This window comes from Streptomyces sp. NPDC037410 (assembly GCF_055602235.1).
Map to the genome: position 1 here is coordinate 339,800 of NZ_JBVJWR010000002.1, position 16,065 is coordinate 355,864.

17 protein-coding genes are annotated in these 16,065 nt (G+C 71.6%); 6 read left to right on the top strand and 11 right to left on the bottom strand.

Annotation, left to right across the window (positions count from 1 at the left end):
• Positions 1-10 precede the first annotated feature (10 nt).
• Positions 11-1,063: an iron-siderophore ABC transporter substrate-binding protein gene (locus ACZ7HT_RS04450; protein WP_471159608.1), complete on the bottom strand. Its 1,053-nt coding sequence runs from the start codon at positions 1,061-1,063 to the stop codon at positions 11-13.
• Between the two features lie 190 nt (positions 1,064-1,253).
• Positions 1,254-1,985, bottom strand: a complete 732-nt coding sequence (locus ACZ7HT_RS04455; protein WP_471159610.1) for a hypothetical protein — start codon at positions 1,983-1,985, stop codon at positions 1,254-1,256.
• Between the two features lie 100 nt (positions 1,986-2,085).
• Here ACZ7HT_RS04455 and ACZ7HT_RS04460 point away from each other — a divergent pair, with 100 nt between their 5' ends.
• Positions 2,086-2,229 (top strand): hypothetical protein, encoded by a 144-nt coding sequence (locus tag ACZ7HT_RS04460; RefSeq protein WP_471159612.1) that lies wholly within the window; start codon positions 2,086-2,088, stop codon positions 2,227-2,229.
• On the top strand, positions 2,226-3,365 hold the full coding sequence (locus ACZ7HT_RS04465; RefSeq protein WP_471159614.1) for an aminotransferase class V-fold PLP-dependent enzyme: 1,140 nt from the start codon (positions 2,226-2,228) through the stop codon (positions 3,363-3,365). Before ACZ7HT_RS04460 ends, ACZ7HT_RS04465 begins: the two co-directional genes overlap by 4 nt.
• Before the next feature lie 49 nt (positions 3,366-3,414).
• Here the strand turns inward: ACZ7HT_RS04465 and ACZ7HT_RS04470 are convergent, their stop codons facing one another.
• Positions 3,415-4,137, bottom strand: coding sequence for a beta-glucanase (locus ACZ7HT_RS04470; protein WP_471159616.1), 723 nt, complete (start codon positions 4,135-4,137; stop codon positions 3,415-3,417).
• A 242-nt stretch (positions 4,138-4,379) separates the two neighbouring features.
• On the opposite strand from ACZ7HT_RS04470, the gene ACZ7HT_RS04475 reads away from it, so the two are divergent.
• From ACZ7HT_RS04475 to ACZ7HT_RS04485, 3 genes are all read left to right on the top strand, one after another.
• A complete protein-coding gene (locus ACZ7HT_RS04475; RefSeq protein WP_471159618.1) occupies positions 4,380-5,420 on the top strand; it encodes an NAD(P)-dependent alcohol dehydrogenase in 1,041 nt (346 codons plus the stop codon).
• 46 nt (positions 5,421-5,466) lie between these two features.
• On the top strand, positions 5,467-6,153 hold the full coding sequence (locus ACZ7HT_RS04480) for a hypothetical protein (RefSeq protein WP_471159620.1): 687 nt from the start codon (positions 5,467-5,469) through the stop codon (positions 6,151-6,153).
• A gap of 261 nt (positions 6,154-6,414) precedes the next feature.
• The gene (locus ACZ7HT_RS04485) at positions 6,415-6,789 is read left to right on the top strand and encodes a VOC family protein (protein WP_471159622.1); all 375 of its coding nucleotides are present in this window, start codon (positions 6,415-6,417) and stop codon (positions 6,787-6,789) included.
• 102 nt (positions 6,790-6,891) lie between these two features.
• On the opposite strand, the gene ACZ7HT_RS04490 is transcribed toward ACZ7HT_RS04485, so the two are convergent.
• The 6 genes from ACZ7HT_RS04490 to ACZ7HT_RS04515 all read right to left on the bottom strand — a co-directional run bounded on the left by ACZ7HT_RS04490 (position 6,892) and on the right by ACZ7HT_RS04515 (position 13,641).
• A complete protein-coding gene (locus ACZ7HT_RS04490) occupies positions 6,892-8,229 on the bottom strand; it encodes an amidohydrolase family protein (protein ID WP_471159624.1) in 1,338 nt (445 codons plus the stop codon).
• An 83-nt stretch (positions 8,230-8,312) separates the two neighbouring features.
• Positions 8,313-9,590 carry an amidohydrolase family protein gene (locus ACZ7HT_RS04495; RefSeq protein WP_471159626.1) on the bottom strand — a complete coding sequence of 426 codons (1,278 nt, stop codon included), beginning with the start codon at positions 9,588-9,590 and terminating at the stop codon, positions 8,313-8,315.
• Positions 9,591-9,799: 209 nt separating this feature from the next.
• On the bottom strand, positions 9,800-10,306 hold the full coding sequence (locus tag ACZ7HT_RS04500) for a DUF6328 family protein (RefSeq protein WP_471159628.1): 507 nt from the start codon (positions 10,304-10,306) through the stop codon (positions 9,800-9,802).
• A gap of 27 nt (positions 10,307-10,333) precedes the next feature.
• Positions 10,334-11,608 carry a sugar ABC transporter permease gene (locus ACZ7HT_RS04505; RefSeq protein ID WP_471159630.1) on the bottom strand — a complete coding sequence of 425 codons (1,275 nt, stop codon included), beginning with the start codon at positions 11,606-11,608 and terminating at the stop codon, positions 10,334-10,336.
• On the bottom strand, positions 11,605-12,387 hold the full coding sequence (locus ACZ7HT_RS04510; protein WP_471159632.1) for an ATP-binding cassette domain-containing protein: 783 nt from the start codon (positions 12,385-12,387) through the stop codon (positions 11,605-11,607). The genes ACZ7HT_RS04505 and ACZ7HT_RS04510 overlap by 4 nt, the downstream gene beginning before the upstream one ends.
• A gap of 165 nt (positions 12,388-12,552) precedes the next feature.
• Positions 12,553-13,641: a substrate-binding domain-containing protein gene (locus ACZ7HT_RS04515; protein ID WP_471159634.1), complete on the bottom strand. Its 1,089-nt coding sequence runs from the start codon at positions 13,639-13,641 to the stop codon at positions 12,553-12,555.
• 236 nt (positions 13,642-13,877) lie between these two features.
• Here ACZ7HT_RS04515 and ACZ7HT_RS04520 point away from each other — a divergent pair, with 236 nt between their 5' ends.
• Entirely contained in the window at positions 13,878-14,330 is a 453-nt protein-coding gene (locus ACZ7HT_RS04520; protein WP_471159636.1) for an SRPBCC family protein, read from the top strand.
• A gap of 17 nt (positions 14,331-14,347) precedes the next feature.
• Here ACZ7HT_RS04520 and ACZ7HT_RS04525 read toward each other — a convergent pair whose 3' ends face one another.
• Positions 14,348-14,785 carry an Lrp/AsnC family transcriptional regulator gene (locus ACZ7HT_RS04525; protein WP_471160062.1) on the bottom strand — a complete coding sequence of 146 codons (438 nt, stop codon included), beginning with the start codon at positions 14,783-14,785 and terminating at the stop codon, positions 14,348-14,350.
• Between the two features lie 75 nt (positions 14,786-14,860).
• A complete protein-coding gene (gene trpS, locus ACZ7HT_RS04530) occupies positions 14,861-15,952 on the bottom strand; it encodes a tryptophan--tRNA ligase (RefSeq protein WP_471159638.1) in 1,092 nt (363 codons plus the stop codon).
• Between the last annotated feature and the right edge of the window lie 113 nt (positions 15,953-16,065).

The window sequence follows — 16,065 nt, forward strand, 5'->3', positions numbered from 1 at the left end:
GAACCCGCCGCTACTTCCCGGCCTTGGCGACGGCCTTGTCGATCATGGGCAGGTACCGCTCGATGCTGTACGGCACCGTCAGCGGGTTGATCATCGACGAGGCGGTGACGAAGGGCTGGTCGTTGCTGTAGACGAGCGCGCCCTTCTTGACCGCGGGGATGGCGGCGTACAGCGGCTGCGCCTCGATCTCCTTGCGGGACTTGTCGTCCATGTAGAAGGTGAAGGCGATGTCGCTCTTGGCGAGCTTGTTGGCGTTCTCCAGGCCGATGAGGGCGGAGTCGGTGCCCTCGGTCTCCTTGAAGGTGTTCACGACCGGGTCGACCTTGAGGCCCAGCTTGGAGACCATCGCGACGCGCTGCTCCTCGGGCTTGAAGACGCCGAGGGTGCCGGGGCCGGTGTTGTAGATGTACGAGAACGTGACGTTCTTGTAGTCGGGGCGCGAGGCGGCGGCGTCGGCGAGCTGCTTGTCGATCTTGGCGGTGAGCTCCTTGGCCTTCTCCGGCTGACCGAGCGCCTTGGCGACGATGTCGATCTGCTGGTCCCAGTCGGTGCTCCACGCCTTGTCGGGGTAGGCGACGGTCGGCGCGATGTCCTTGAGGAGGTCGTACTGCTTCTGCGTGATGCCCGACCAGGGGGCGAGGATGACGTCGGGCTCCAGCTCGGTGATGGCCTCGATGTCGAGCTCCTCACCGCCGTCGAACTGCTTGGGCAGCGTGGCGCCGGACTTCTTCACCGCGTCGTGGATCCAGGGCAGGTAGCCGGTCTTGTCGCTGCCCCAGGGGTAGCTCTCGATGCCTACGGGGACGTTGCCCAGGGCGATGGCGGTCTCGGCGGAGCCCTGGCCGAGGGTGACGACGCGCTTCGGCTTCTCCTTGATGACGGCTTCGCCGAGCGCGCTCTTGATGGTGACGGGGAACGCCCCCGCGGGAGCCTTGGCCGCCGAGTCCTTCGCGTCGTCCTTTTTGTCGTCCGAGCCGCACCCGGTCACCATGAGGCCGAGCGAGACCGCGGCGGCGCCCGCCACGAGAACGCGGCGGCGGAAGGGGGTGAACACAGAGGGCATGGCGGATCCTTGTCTCCGGGCAGAGGTGTGCTGACGCCCCGCCCGACGCCCTCCGGGCAGGGGAATGCCGGGGCAGCGGCCATCGCGAGGCGCTTGTTAGGTGAGCCTAACCTATCCTCACCTGGCCCGGAGCGCCAGGGCCCGCTCCCTCCCGTGAAGCGCCGTCAGGCCGACGCCTCCCGCGCCGTCGTCAGCCCGACGCCTCCCACGCCGTCGTCAGGCCGTCAAGCCACGCCGGCGGCAGCTCCGCGGCGTCCCACTCCACGTGCAGGTCCTCCGGTGCCGTGGCGAGCCGTTCGAGGACGGCGACGCTGGTGGGGGAGTGGATCAGGGTGTACCGGCCGTGGATCGCGATCGCGCTGCCCGGCCCGTACTCGGCGTACAGCCGCTCCAGGCGCGCGCGATGGGCCGAGGTGAACTCCGTCAGCCGGCCCGCGTACCCCGCCCGCTGGCGCGAGCTCATCGTGCCCAGCAGGGCCCGCAGCACCTGCTCGGTGACCTCCGGGTCGAAGTCGGAGACATCGGCGAAGGACAGATAGAGCGGAGTGACCGCCACCTTCGTCCGCTCCAGTTCGGTCCGCCCGACGGGCGGACGGTCGTCCGGGGACGCGGCCGACGGATCCGAGGCCACGGCGTGCCTCAGCGCCCGCTCGGATACGGCGCCCAGCGCCTCCGTGACGGCCCGCGCCCCGTCCAGCCAGGCGGCGGCGTACGGCTCGCCCTTCCCGTCGGGCGCGCTCCGCCCGGCCTCGCCCACCTCCTCGTACGCGAGGGCCAGCGCGCCCGCCTCGACGAACCCGATCAGCTCCTCCGCGTCGCCGGACCAGACGCCCGCCCGGGCGAGGAGCTGGAGGAGCGTCCTCTTCGCGTTGAGGACACTCGCCTCGTCCAGCTGCTGCCGTCCTTCTCCGGCGGTGCTCACAAGGTCCTCCTCGTCGTAGGAACGGCGCCGTACGCGACCACGCGGAACGCTCCGTTCGAGCCTACGCAACACCCGTCGTCCCGACGCACCCTTCCCCCCTGTGCCGCGCGCGTCGACGGCGGACGGCGGACACGCGAAGGGGGTGCGCGACCGGGCCCGGACCGGGATCATCGACCGGGTGACGCCTTCCGACTTCCGCACCCACGCCGTCCCCGCCCGCACCGCTGCCGGCGAGGTCCGATGAGCACGCCGGCCGGCTTCCCGGGCGGCCCCGAACTGTTCCGGCTCAGCCCGGACGTGGCCCACCTCAACCACGGCTCCTTCGGCGCCGTCCCCACCCCGGTCGCCCGGCTCCACCAGGAGCTCGCCGCCGAGGCGGCGGCCGACCCCGACGCCTTCTTCCTGAGCGTCCCCGACCGCGTCGCCGAGGCCCGCGGGCACGTCGCCGCCCACCTCGGCGCCGACCCCGAGGGGATCGCCTTCGTCGCCAACGCCACCGAGGCGGCCCAACTCGCCCTGGACGCCCTCCGCCTGGACGCCGACGACGAGGTCCTGGTCACCGACCACGGCTACGGCACGGTCGTCGCGGCGGCGGCCCGCCGCGCCCGCACGGTCACCGTCGCCCTCGATCCCGCCCTGCCGGACGAGGACGCGGTCTGCGAGGCGGTGATCGCCGGGCTCACCCCCCGGACCAAGGTGGCGGTCCTCGACCACATCAGCTCGCCCACCGCCAGGATCGTCGCCGGCCCCCGGCTGCTCGCCGCACTCCGCGAGCGCGGCGTCACCACCGTCGTCGACGGAGCCCACGCACCCGGCATGCTCGCCGAACCGCTCGCCGGAGAGCCCGACTTCTGGTTCGGAAACCTGCACAAATGGGCGTACGCCCCGCCGGGCAGCGCCGTCCTGGCCGTGGCCCCCGCCCATCGGGCCCGGGTCGCCGCGCCCGTGCGCTCGTGGGAGGACGAGCGGGGCTTCCCGCGCGCGGTCGAGTTCCGCGCCACCGTCGACTACACCGGCTGGCTCGCCGCCCCCGAAGGCCTCGGTCTGATCGCCGGGCTCGGCGCCGCACGCGTCCGCGCCCACAACAACGAACTCGCTTGCCACGGAGCCGAGTTGCTGGCGGACATCCCCGGCCTGACGCCGCTCCCGTACACCGAGGGCCTCGCCATGCGGTCGCTGCGCCTGCCCGGAAGCCTGGCCCGTACGCATCAGGAGGCGGCCGCGCTGCGCGAGGAGATCGCCGCCCGGCTCGGCTGCCGCGTGCTGATCTGGCCCTGGCCGGACGGCGGCGGCATCCGGATCTGCGCGCAGATCTACAACCGGGCCGAAGAGTACGAACGCCTCGCCGCCGGCCTGCGCACGCTGCTCGCGGACCGCTGAGCGGGTACGAGGGAGGGGGCACGGGGGAGCGGTATGGGGGAGGGGCTGTTCAGTCCCGGTACACGCGCAGCTCCGCCACCTCGTACGACATCTCCGAGGCCTCCGGGTCGGGGGCCGGGTGGTACCGGCCCGCGCAGACCGAGAGGTTCACGATGAGGTGGGCCCGCCAGGAACGCCCCACCCCCCGGCGGTCGTCGAAGGCGCGGGCGCCGTTCACCCACCACACCACCGACCGCGCCCCGAACTCGACCCGCAGGTCCACCCACGCCCCGGGCCGGACGGCCGGGTCCCGGAAGTAGAGGTACCGCCCCCGCACCCGGTTCGACAGCTCCAGGAGATCCGGGTTGTCGGGGTGGTACTCGAAGACGTCGATCTCCTGGCCGCCGTCGAGCCAGGTCCAGATCGCCGGCCAGGCGCCCGTCTCCTCGGGCAGCCGCACCCGGGCCTCCAGGACGTCGCCCGCCCGCACCAGGAACCCCTCGGCGCTGCCCTCGGTCGTGAGCAGCCCGGCGTCCCAGAGGCCGTCGGGTCTGCGGGTGGCCCGGAACCTCCCCGTCCGGCTGTACGAGGGGTCCTCCACCAGGTAGTCGAGCTTGTTGTCTCCGGGGTTCGTCGGCCCGCCGTCGGGATAGGCCCACGAATGGCCCGCGACCCACTGCTCGGCGGAGGAGAAGTCCGCGTCGAGGACGAGGTTCGCGGGGGTCGACGCCGGACCGCCCCCACCGGAGCCGTCGCCGCCCCGCCGGAATCGGTCGAAGAACTCGTTGAGCACGGCACCACTCCTTTCGCGCGGGCCTTCCGTCGACCCACGGGAGAGCTGCCCACCTTGCCGGGCGCGGACGCGGAGAGAGGGGCGATTGGCGACAAAACGCCACCTGCGGGTGGACGCGTTCGACGCCCGGCACCGACGGCCTCACCGGGACGGCGGCACTCGAACACACCCCTCGGGTGGTACGTATCAACGCCGTCGGTCCCGGCCGCAGAAGCCGCGGAGACAGCCGAGAGGACTCCTTCATGAAGGCACTTCAGTACCGCACCGTGGGCGCCCCGCCCGAGGTCGTCACCGTCCCCGACCCGGAACCCGGGCCCGGCCAGGTGCTGCTCAAGGTCACCGCCGCCGGAGTCTGCCACTCCGACATCGCCGTGATGAGCTGGCCCGCCGACCAGCTGCCGTTCCCGCTGCCCCTGACCCTCGGTCACGAGGGCGTCGGCACCGTCGCCGCCCTCGGTCCCGGCGCCGAAGGCTTCGCCGTCGGCGACCCCGTCGCCGTGTACGGCCCCTGGGGCTGCGGCGGCTGCTTCATGTGCGCCCAGGGCAAGGAGAACTACTGCCTCCGGGCCGCGGAGCTGGGGATCAGACCGCCAGGGCTGGGCGCGCCCGGCGCCATCGCCGAGTACATGATCGTCGACAGCACGCGCCACCTGGTGCCGCTCGGCGGCCTCGACCCGGTGCGGGCCGTCCCGCTCACGGACGCCGGCCTCACCCCGTACCACGCCATCAAGCGCTCGCTGCCGAAGCTCGTTCCCGGCAGCACGGCCGTCGTCATCGGCACGGGCGGCCTCGGTCACGTCGCCATCCAGCTGCTGCGCGCCATGACCGCCGCCCGGGTGGTCGCCCTGGACGTCACCGAGGAGAAGCTCGCCCTCGCCCGTACCGTCGGCGCGCACGACGCGATCCTGTCCGACGCGGCGGCCGCCGCCACGGTCCGCGAGGTCACCGGCGGCCGTGGCGCGGAGGTGGTCCTCGACTTCGTGGGCGCCCAGTCGACGGTGACGGCCGCCGGTGCGATGGCCGCGGTGGAGGGCGACGTCACCATCGTCGGCCTCGGCGGCGGCACCCTGCCCGTCGGCTTCGGCGCCGTGCCGTACGAGGTCTGCGTCACCTCCCCGTACTGGGGGACCCGCGCCGAGCTGATCGAGGTGTTCGACCTGGCCCGGACCGATGCCGTCGACGTCCACGTCGAGACGTACGGCCTGGACGAGGCCCCGGAGGCGTACGAGCGGCTGCACGCGGGACGGATCAACGGCCGGGCGGTCATCCTTCCGAACGGCTGAACCACCACGGACGCAACGATCTCCACCGGGGCTCGTTGATCACGCCATGAAGAACGCCAGTACCGGGCGACGCGCCCGCCTCCTCGCCTCGACCGTCGCCGTCCTCCTGCTGGGCGCCATGGGGGCGCCGAGCACGTACGCGAGCCCCGGCGCGCAGGACTGTCCGGCGGCCGAGATCTTCGCGACCGACAACACCGCGATCATCACGGACCCCGACGACCCGCGCCTCGACACCCGCCTCGTCCGCTTCGGCCACGAGGTGCGGCAGATCATCCGCGCCCACGGCGCACGGCCGGGCGCCTCGGAACTGCTCGACGGCGTCTTCTGGTCCGAGGAGCTGAAGCAGGCGACGTACGAGCGGTCCCGCGAGTTCGACGTCGAGAGGGTCGGCCGGGACGGGCTCCACCACATCGCGGGCGTCATCGCCAAGCAGTACGGCCAGGAGGCCGTCCTCACCTTCCGCTGCCTGCCGCGCACGTCGCCGGAGACCGACGCGGTCGAGATCGAGGTCCCCGGCGTCCGCGTGAGCGGCCTGCGCGAGGCGCTCGTCGCCGACCCGGAGGCCCGCGACGAGCTCGGCGGCGGCTCCGTCACCCTCGACGGACGCCTCGTCCTCGTGGCTCCGGTCGACGCCCTCCCGCTGGCCCGGCGGTTCACGACGGCCCTCGGCGCCGACTGGGACCAGGCCCAGGTGCGGTACGGGGACCGGGAGTTCGTGACCGGGGCGGAGTGACGGGCCCGGCGTGGCCGGATCGGAGTGGCCGGTACGGCGTGACCGGGCGGCCGGCCTTGTCCCGGTGGGGGGTGATCGAGTAGCGTCGCCGCTCATGAACACCGGACCGGCTTCGCGCCACGCACAGACGGGTCATCCGGTGGACGACTGATCGCCCGGCGGGTGCGCGACACGCACCCCGACGGTTCGGCACGTGGACCGCCCAGTGCAGCAGCACTGCGAGCCCCTTCCACACGCCGAATCGACAGCGAGGTCTTCCCCATGGCAGTCACGTTCAACCACACCATCATCGCGTCCAAGAACCGCGACGAATCCGCGCGGTTCTTCCGCGAGTTGCTGGAACTCCCCGAGGCACCGTCCTGGGGGCCCTTCCTCAACATCCAGCTCACCGACGGCGTCCTGCTCCAGTTCGCCGAACCCCCGGTGGACATCCAGATGCAGCACTACGCGTTCATGGTCGACGACGACCTGTTCGACCGGGCGTACCAGCGCCTGTGCGACGGCGGCGTCGAGCACTGGGCCGACCCGCAGATGCGGCGCCCCGGCGAGACGAACACCGAACACGGCGGTCGCGGGGTCTACTTCAAGGACCCTTCCGGCCACGCGATCGAGCTGATCACCCGGCCGTACCTGTAAGCCGACCCGCGAACCGTACGGGCCCGGTGGTACCGGGCCCGTACGGCTTCGTGCGGCTTCATACGGCTTCGTGCGGCGTCGTGCGGCTTTCGTACGGCTTCGTCAGGCGAGGAACACCCCGTCGCGGGCCACGACCACGCCGCCGTGCACGACCAGGTCACGGCGCGGCATGTCGACCACGACCCGCGGCACGCACTCGCCCTGCACGAGGACGAAGTCGGCCGGGGATCCCGGCCCGAAGTCGGCGTGCGCGAGGCCCATGACGTCCGCGCCGCCGTGGGTCGCGACGCGGTAGCACTCGGACAGTTCGTCGTCGAGACGCACGTCCGTCACCCAGCCGAGGATGTGGGCGCGGTGCATCATGTCGGCGTCGCCGAACGGGCTCCAGGAGTCGCGGATACCGTCGGATCCGAGCCCGACCCGCACGCCGTGCTCACGCAGCCGGGCGATCGGCAGCACCAGGGAGTCCGACGGTGCGACCGTGGTGAGCGCGATGTCCTGCTCGCCCAAGTCGGTGGCGATGGATCCGAGTTCACTGTCCGTCAGGCCCGGAAGGCAGAAGACGTGGCTGACCGTGACCTTGCCGGCGAGCGAGAGGGCGCGCGTGCGCTCCACGATCCCGCGCATCGCCTGCATGCCCTTCTCGCCGCGGTCGTGGAGGTGGATGTCCACACCGACGCCGTGCCGGTCCGCGATGCCGAAGACGACGTCCAGCTGCTCGTCGAGCGCATGGTCGAAACCGATCGGGTCGATGCCGCCGATCATGTCGATCACGCCCTCGCGCGCCGCCTTCTCCAGGAGCGCCGCCGTGCCCGGGGTACGGATGACGCCGTGCTGCGGGAAGGCCACGATCTGCACGTCCAGGGCGTGACGCAGCCGCTCGCGGGCCTCCGCCAGGCCCTCCACCCCGGCCAGGCCGTAGGCCGGGGCCACGTCGGCGTGCGCCCGCATGCCGCGGGTGCCGCGGGCGACGGCGTGACCCATCAGGCCGTAGGCGCGCTCGGCGACCGGGCGGCTCTGCGCGCGGAACAGATCCACGTCCTGCGCGACGTAGTCGGCGATGGTGGAGGCCGGGCGGCGCGACACCCAGGAGCCGCCCCAGGTGGTCTTGTCGGGGTGGATGTGCGCGTCGACGAGGGACGGGAGCGCGATGCGGCCGCCGCCGTCGACGACCTTCGCGCCGTGCGGGGCGGGGCCGTCCGAGATCCGGCCGTCGACGACGACCAGGTCGGTGGTCTTCGCCGCGCCGAACGGGCGCACGTTGCGGAACACGACGGCCTTGTCGCGCCGCCCGGCGCGGCCGGTCGCCGCCTGCGCTGTCGCCGCCTGCGCCGGGGCGGCCGCCGCGGCGCCCGCAGCCGTGGCCCCGGCGAGGGCGGCGGCACCGGCGAGCATGGTGCGACGGGAGAGGGAGGAGGCGGGGGTGGACGGGGGCTGCATGGGGGCTCCTTGGGAGGGGGTGGGGCGGGGCCCACACAGGGGTGGGCACCGGCCGCGCCAGGGCGGCCGGCCGTGGGCGAGGGTCAGACAGGGATGCCCGCGCGTACCACGCGCGTCGGGTGCTTCAGGAGGGTCACGTCCGACAGCGGGTCCCCGGCCACGAGGATCGCGTCGCCCGCGTACCCCCGGGCCAGTCGGCCCGCCGTGCGCTCCGTGCCGAGGAGCCGCGCGGCGCCCGTCGTCGCGGTGCGGATCGCGTCGAGCGCCGACAGCCCCGCTTCACGCATGAGTTCGACCTCGCGGCCGATCGGCCGCACCGTACCGCCGGAGGAGTCGGTGCCTGCCGCGAGCGGCACGCCGAGTCCGTGCGCGGCGAGGACGGCCCGCTTCAGCAGGGGGAGGTACGTGCGGCCGCGTTCGGCGAGGATCGGGTTCGGGGAGTCGACCATGCCGGCGATCGCGGAGAGCGTGGGGGTGAAGTACGTACCCCTGCGGCGCATTTCGGCCAGTGTGCGCTCGCCGACGAACGCGCCGTGCTCCAGGGACCGGATGCCGGCCGTGACGGCGTCGTGGCAGCCCTTCTCGCTGTAGCTGTGGCACAGGACGCCCTTGCCGCGCCGCCGGGCGGCGGCGACGATCTCGGCGAGCTGCTCGTACGAGTACACCTGGGCCAGCGGGTCCTGCTCGGGGAGCCCGGCGCGCTCGTTGACGCGGGTCTTGATGACGTCCGCGCCGCGGGCGAGGTTGACCTCGACGACGCGGCGCAGCGCCTCGGCCGAGCGCGCGCCGTCCTTGAGGCGCGCGAGCGGGGTGAGGTCGGGGTCGGCGAGGACGGTGTCGCCGAGGTCCGGGGTGACGAAGACACCGGCGGCGGTCACGCGGGGGGCGAGGGCCGGGCTGTGCCGGGCGAGTTCGCGGACGGCGATGTCCTGGTAGAAGGTGATCGATCCGCTGCGCGCGCTGGTCGCGCCCTGGCGGACGGCGTCGCGGGCCTCGGCGGCGGTGCTGAGGTGGATGTGCGCGTCCACGAGGCCGGGCAGGACCCAGTGGCCGTGGGCGTCGAGGACCTCGGCTCCCTCCGGCACCGTGACGGCCCCCTCGCGGCCCGCCGCGCGTACGGTTCCGCGTTCGATCACGACGACGGCGTTCTCGGTGACCTCGCCGGTCGCGGGGTCGAGGAGGGTGCCGCCCCGGATCACGAGGTCGCCCCCGGCCGGGCTTCCGTCACCCCGGGCCGCGCCTGCCGGAGAGGCCGCCGCCGTGCCGGACACGGCCACGGTGCCGGCGAGGGCGGCCGCACCCGCGAGGATGCCGCGGCGGGTCACCGAGGGGGAGGGCGGAGGGGTGGCTTCGAGGCACATGGAGGCTCCTTGGGGGAGTGGGCCGGCGGCGGCTCCCCGTTTTGTATACCAAGTGAGGTGAGCTGGACAAGGGTGAAGATCGGTGACGGGCAGAAATCCCTTACCAACTGCCTGGTAAGGGGTTTCCTAGCTCGTTGTTTTGGTATACGAATATCGGGAGGCGGCGCTCTACTCCCCGACGACGGCCCTGAAGGGGCCGGAAGGCCGGCTCACTCGTCGCTGGTGTAGCGGGACCTCACCCACAGGGGGAGCGCGAACCAGCACAGCACGTACCAGGCGAGGACTCCCGCGACGAGCCACGGCACGAACCGGGAGTGCGTGACCACCCGCAGGACGAGGAAGAGGGCGGACGTCAGGGTCGCCAGGAGCAGGACCAGACCGGTGAAGGTGAGGCGGGAGGCCCAGACGACCGCCTGGCGCTTCATCCGCCGCCCCGACACGATCCGGTGGAAGGCGACGGGGCCGATGAGGGCGCCCGTGGCCAGTGAGCCGAGGACGACCGTGACGATGTAGATCGTCTTGTTCGTGTGGTGGAGGCTCTGGAAAGGCGGGGTGAACGCCACGGTGAGGAGGAAGCCGAGGAGGACCTGCACGCCGGTCTGCGCCACCCGGATCTCCTGCATGATGTCCGTCCAGCGCCGGTCGGCCCGTTCCTCCTCGGTCTCGTTCCGGCCGTGCAGCAGCCCCTCCCTCGGATGCGGGTCGTCCGCCGCCATAGGGGTCTCCCTTCCGGATCCCGGTGTTCAGGCGCGGCCCGCGGCCTTCTGGCTCCGGCGGGACAGCGAGTCGACGACGACGGCGGCCAGCAGGACCGATCCGGTGATCATGAACTGGACGGCGTTGCTGACGCCCATGATGTTCATCCCGGACTGGATGGAGCCGATCACCAGCGCGCCGAGCAGGGCGGACCAGACCGTGCCCCGCCCGCCGAACAGGCTGGTGCCGCCGATGACGGCCGCGGCGATGACGTTCATCAGCAGGTTGCCGCCGCCGGACGTCTGGCTCGCGGACTGGATCTGCCCGGCGAGGAAGATGCCGCCGACCGCCGCCATGAGCCCGGAGATCGAGAAGACGGTCATCCGGACGAACGGCACGCTGATGCCGGCCCGGCGCGCGCCCTCGATGTTGCCGCCGACGGCGAAGATCCGCCGCCCGTACGTCGTACGGCGCAGCACGAAGTCCAGCACCACCAGCAGGATCAGGAAGACGAGGAGCGCGAGCGGAAGCCCCTGGTACTGGTTGAGGATGTACGCCGCGACGAACGCGATCGCGGCGATGACGACCGTACGGAGCACGATCTCGGCGACCGGCCGGAACGGCACCCGCGCGGCCTGCCGGCGCCGGGCGTCCAGGAGCGAGGCCATGAGGAAGAGCCCGACGCCCACGGCCGCGGCCACGTAGGCAGCGGCGGGGCTGTGGAAGATCGTCGAGTACAGCTTCGCGACGATGCTCTCGCTCGGGATGTTGACCGTGCCGTTGGAGCCCAGGATCTGGAGCATCAGGCCGTTCCAGAACAGGTTGCCCGCCAGCGTGACGACGAACGCCGGCACGCCGACCTTCGCGAAGAAGAACCCGTGGATGAGCCCGACGGCCGCTCCGCCCACGAGGGCGACGAGCAGCGCCAGCCACTCGTTCATGCCGTTCAGGACGTTGAGCACGGCGAAGATGGCGGCGCACAGGCCGCTGACGGAACCGACGGAGAGGTCGATCTCGCCGAGCAGCAGGACGAAGACGATGCCGACGGCGATCATGCCGGTGCCGACGATCTGCTGACTGAGGTCGGAGAGGTTCTGGGCCGAGAGGAACGTGGAGTCGAGGCTGCCGAACACCGTCCAGATGATGATCACGGCGACGACGACGGGCAGTGACCCCAGCTCCCCGCTGCGCAGCTTGCGGCGGAACTCCCCGAGGTATCCCTTCAGGCCCTCCTCGCGGACGAGCAGCCGGGTGTCGACCGCGGGCATGGCCTCGGGCGCCGGTTCCTGTGAGGAGTTGTCGGGGGCTCGGTCCCGTCTCATTGCTCCTCCTCCTGCCGCTTGCGGGCCTGGCGGCGGGTGACGGCGCTGTCGGTGGCGCCGGTGATGGCGGAGATGATCTCCTCGGTGGTCGTGGAGCGCTTGTCGAAGAAGCCGTTGTTCCGGCCGAGGCGCATGACGGCGATCCGGTCGGCGACCGCCATCACGTCCACCATGTTGTGGCTGATCAGGATGGTGCCGAGCCCGTGGTCGCGGAGCCGCTCGACCAGGTCGAGCACCTCGGCGGTCTGCTCCACGCCCAGGGCGGCGGTCGGCTCGTCCAGGATGACGACCTTGGGGTCGCCGATCAGGGAGCGGGCGATCGCGACGGTCTGGCGCTGGCCGCCCGAGAGGGAGGCGACCGGGATCCGCACGCTGGGGATCCGGATGGAGAGGGTGTCGAGCAGTTCGCGCGAGCGCTGCTCCATGCGGACCTCGTCCAGGACGCCGAAGTGGCGCAGTTCGCGGCCGAGGAAGAGATTGCCGACCACGTCGAGGTTGTCGCACAGGGCGAGGTCCTGGTAGACGGTGGCGATGCCGAGGTTCTGGGCGTCGTGGGGCCGGTTGATGTCGACAGCCCGGCCCTGCCATTCGATGACGCCCTCGTCGGGCGGGTTCACCCCGGCGATCGACTTGACGGCGGTGGACTTGCCGGCGCCGTTGTCGCCGACGAGGGCGACGACCTCGCCGGCGTGGACCTCCAGATCGAAGTCCTTCAACGCCTGGACCGCGCCGAACCGTTTGGAGATCCCCCGCAGGGTGAGCACGGGTGGCTCCGGCACGGGAACCGCCTCCTCTGCTCGCGCGAACAGCTCAGCGGCTGTCGGATGCGATACGCGGTGGCGCGATACGCGGAGAAGCGTCACGCGGTGGCCGCGATACGCGGAGATGCGCTACGCGGTGACTGCGATATGCGCAGACGCATACGCGGTGGCTGCGGAACGCGGCTATTCGAGGCCGGCGTCCTTGCAGGCCGCCGCATAGGTCGGAGTGCAGATCTCCTGGACCGTGTAGAGCCCGTCCTTGACGACGGTGTCCTTGATGTTGCCCTTGTTGACCACGACCGGGTTGAGCAGTCGGGCCGCGACCTTGCGGTCGCCGTCGCTGGTGACGGTGGTGGGCACCAGGTCGGACCCGAGCGTCTTGCCCTCCGCCAGGTTGACGGCCATGGTGGCGGCGATGTCGGCCTCGGGCTTGTACGGCTTCTCGATGGTGAACGTCTGAGTGCCGATCAGGATCCGCTGGATCGCGTCGAGTTGGGCGTCCTGACCGGACAACGGCACGTTCATTCCGGCTGCCTTGAGGGCGGTGGCGATGCCGGCGGCCAGTCCGTCGTTGGCCGAGTAGACACCGACGATCTTGTCCTTGCCGAGGGAGCTGATGGCGCCGGACATCTGCTGGTTGGCGTTGTTCGGGTCCCAGTTCGGAGTGTCGTACTCCTTGCCGATCTTCACCTTGCCGTCGAGGACGGAGTGGGCTCCGGCCTTGAACTCGGCGGCGTTCGGGTCCGTCGGCGACCCGTTGTGCATCACGATCTCGCCGCTCTTGGCCTTGTCGCCGAGCGCGGCGAGGAGCGCCTTGCCCTGCAGCTCGCCGACCTTGTGGTTGTCGTACGAGACGTAGGCGTCGACCGGTCCCTGCGCGAGACGGTCGTAGGCGACGACCTTGACGCCCGCGTCATGGGCCTTCTGCACGGAGGACTGGATGGACTTGGCGTCCACGGCGTCCAGGATGAGCACCTTGTCGCCCTTGGCGAGCGCGGTGTTGACCTGCTGCTGCTGGGTGGTGGCGCTCTCCGCGGCGTTGTAGTAGTCGATCTGGGCGTCCGGGGCGAGTTCCTTGATCTTCTGCTCGATGTAGGGCCGGTCGAACTTCTCGTACCGCGTGGTCTTGCTCTCCGGCAGCAGCAGTCCGATCCTGACGTTCCCCTGTTGCTCGCTCCCCGTGCCCAGGGCCGTCGCGGTGGTCGCCGCCACCCCCAGGGAGAGGGCCGCGGCTCCGGCCAGGGCTATCGCGCTCCGCAATGTACGGGTCATGGGAGGCTCCTTCCGTACGCCCCCTGTCCCTCACCTCGTGAGCGCGGGAACGAGGATGTACATATGGCCTACATATCGACATTAGCCGCAACCTGGGGACCGGCAAGCGGGTGTGCCCCCGAGGCCGGGGGCTGGCGGGCCGACGCCCGGAGTGGGACGATTTGTACGAAGCGACTACGGGCCCGCCTCGGCGCTTCGGCCTCCGGCGGGGTCTCCCGTCGAACGAAGAAGGCGACATGCCTGCCATCAAGGAATCCATCGACATCTCCCGCACGCCCGCGGATGTCTTCTCCTACGTGACCGACCCGACGCATCTGCCCGAGTGGCAGGAGAGCGCGGTCTCGGTCCGCAAGATCGGCGACGCCCCCTTCGCGGTCGGCTCCAAGGTCGCCGTCACCCGGCGGCTCGGCAAGCGGGAGTTCACCTCGACCATGCAGGTCATCGAGCTGGAGCCGCCGAGGCACTGGCATGTGCACGGCATCGACGGCCCCGTACGCGGCGACGTGCAGGGCACCATCGAACCGCTGGACGACGGCGAGCGCTCCCGTCTGACGCTCTCCCTCGACTTCGAGGGGCACGGCATCGGCAAGGCACTCGTCCCCCTCGTCGTCCGCCCGCACGTGCGGAAGGAGATGCCGAGGGACGAGATGACCCTCAAGGGCATCCTGGAGAGCGGTGCCGCCGGCTGACGCCGGACGGCACGAGATCAGTCCGTGGAGACCGGCCGCTCGAAGAAGGTCTCCAGGGACACCGTCGCCTGCGTGCCGCTCACACCCTCGATCGCGTACAACCGGCGCAGCACGTCCTGCAGCCGGACCGTGGTGGCGGTGCGCACCTTCACCAGGACCGAGGCACTGCCGGCGATGACGTGCGCCTCCTGGATCTCGGGGATCGCGGCGAACGCCGCCGCCGAGTCCCCGATCCAGGCGGACGAGTCGACCATCACGAAGGCGAGCACGTCCTGGCCGAGGGCGGCGGGATCGACGTCGACGGTGGTACGGCGGATGACGCCCCGCTCCCGCAGCTTCCGCACCCGCTCGTGCGCGGCGCCCGCCGACAGACCGACCGCCTTGCCCAGTACCGCGTACGCCTGGGTGGCGTCCCGCTGGAGCTCGGCGAGCAGTGCCCGGTCGATGGCGTCCACGATCGTCTCCGTCATTCCCCGATCCCCTCCGTCATCTCAAGATCCCCTCCGTCGTTCCCCTGCCGGAAACATACGTCAGTAGTGACTGTTCATCGCCGCCCGCACCTCGGCGAGCGTCGCGTCGGCGACGGCCCGGGCCCGCTCGTTCCCCTCGCGCAGGACCCGGCGCACGTACGCACGGTCCCCGGCGTACTCCGCGCGGCGGGACCGGATCGGCGCCAGGTACTCGTTGACCGACTCCGTCACCGTCCGCTTCAGCGCGGCCGCCCCCGCGGAGCCGATCTCGGCGGCGACCTCCTCGGGGGTACGGCCCTGGCAGAGGGCCGCGAGCAGCAGGAGGGACGACACCTCGGGGCGGCCGGCCGGATCGTAGGCGATATGCCGCTCGGAGTCGGTCTTCGCGCCCTTGATCAGCCGGGCCGTCTCGTCGGCGCCCGCGGACAGCGCGACGGAGTTGCCGCGGCTCTTGCTCATCTTGGTGCCGTCCGTGCCGAGCAGCAGCGGGGCCTCCGACAGCAGGGCGTCCGGCTCGGGGAACACGGCGGCGCCGCTGCCGTAGCGGTCGTTGAACCGGCGGGCGACGGTCCGGGTGACCTCGAGATGCGGGAGCTGGTCCTGCCCCACGGGGACGAGGTTCGCCTTGCAGAACAGGATGTCGGCGGCCTGGTGGACGGGATACGTGAACATCAGACCGCTCACGGCGGACTGCCGGGAGTGCGCGATCTCGTCCTTGACGGTGGGGTTGCGGTTCAGCTCGGCCACGGACACGAGACTGAGGAAGGGCAGCAGCAGCTGGTTCAGGGCGGGGACGGCGCTGTGCGTGAAGACCGTGCTGCGCTCCGGATCCACGCCGATGGCGAGGTAGTCGAGCACCAGCTCCTCGACGTGTTCCGGGAGGCTGTCCGCCAGGTCGCGGTCGGTCAGGACCTGGTAGTCCGCGACGACCACGAACAGCTCCACCCCGAGGTCCTGCAACCGGACCCGGTTGTGCAGCGTGCCGAAGTAGTGCCCCAGGTGCAGCCGCCCGGTGGGGCGGTCGCCGGTCAGGACGCGGAACCTCCCCGGATCTTCGAGGATCTGCCGCTCCAGGACGGCACTGCGCGTGCGCGCGGCGGCGGTCCCGAGGGCGTCGTCGGAGGGGGCGGCGGGAGCGAGGGTGGTGGTCATCGGGTCTCCTGGTCAGGGTCGGTGGCGCCGTCGGGACGACAGGACCCATGAGCCGGGAAACGCGAAAGGGCCGTTCGTCCGAACGGCCCGGTCGTGCGCGAGTAGTGGCCGCT

Coding starts and splice junctions, on each gene's coding strand:
- ACZ7HT_RS04450 (WP_471159608.1), bottom strand. CDS start 1,063: ATGCCCTCTGTGTTCACCCCCTTCCGCCGCCGCGTTCTCGTGGCGGGC.
- ACZ7HT_RS04465 (WP_471159614.1), top strand. CDS start 2,226: ATGAGCACGCCGGCCGGCTTCCCGGGCGGCCCCGAACTGTTCCGGCTC.
- ACZ7HT_RS04475 (WP_471159618.1), top strand. CDS start 4,380: ATGAAGGCACTTCAGTACCGCACCGTGGGCGCCCCGCCCGAGGTCGTC.
- ACZ7HT_RS04480 (WP_471159620.1), top strand. CDS start 5,467: ATGAAGAACGCCAGTACCGGGCGACGCGCCCGCCTCCTCGCCTCGACC.
- ACZ7HT_RS04485 (WP_471159622.1), top strand. CDS start 6,415: ATGGCAGTCACGTTCAACCACACCATCATCGCGTCCAAGAACCGCGAC.
- ACZ7HT_RS04490 (WP_471159624.1), bottom strand. CDS start 8,229: ATGCAGCCCCCGTCCACCCCCGCCTCCTCCCTCTCCCGTCGCACCATG.
- ACZ7HT_RS04495 (WP_471159626.1), bottom strand. CDS start 9,590: ATGTGCCTCGAAGCCACCCCTCCGCCCTCCCCCTCGGTGACCCGCCGC.
- ACZ7HT_RS04500 (WP_471159628.1), bottom strand. CDS start 10,306: ATGGCGGCGGACGACCCGCATCCGAGGGAGGGGCTGCTGCACGGCCGG.
- ACZ7HT_RS04505 (WP_471159630.1), bottom strand. CDS start 11,608: ATGAGACGGGACCGAGCCCCCGACAACTCCTCACAGGAACCGGCGCCC.
- ACZ7HT_RS04515 (WP_471159634.1), bottom strand. CDS start 13,641: ATGACCCGTACATTGCGGAGCGCGATAGCCCTGGCCGGAGCCGCGGCC.
- ACZ7HT_RS04520 (WP_471159636.1), top strand. CDS start 13,878: ATGCCTGCCATCAAGGAATCCATCGACATCTCCCGCACGCCCGCGGAT.
- trpS (WP_471159638.1), bottom strand. CDS start 15,952: ATGACCACCACCCTCGCTCCCGCCGCCCCCTCCGACGACGCCCTCGGG.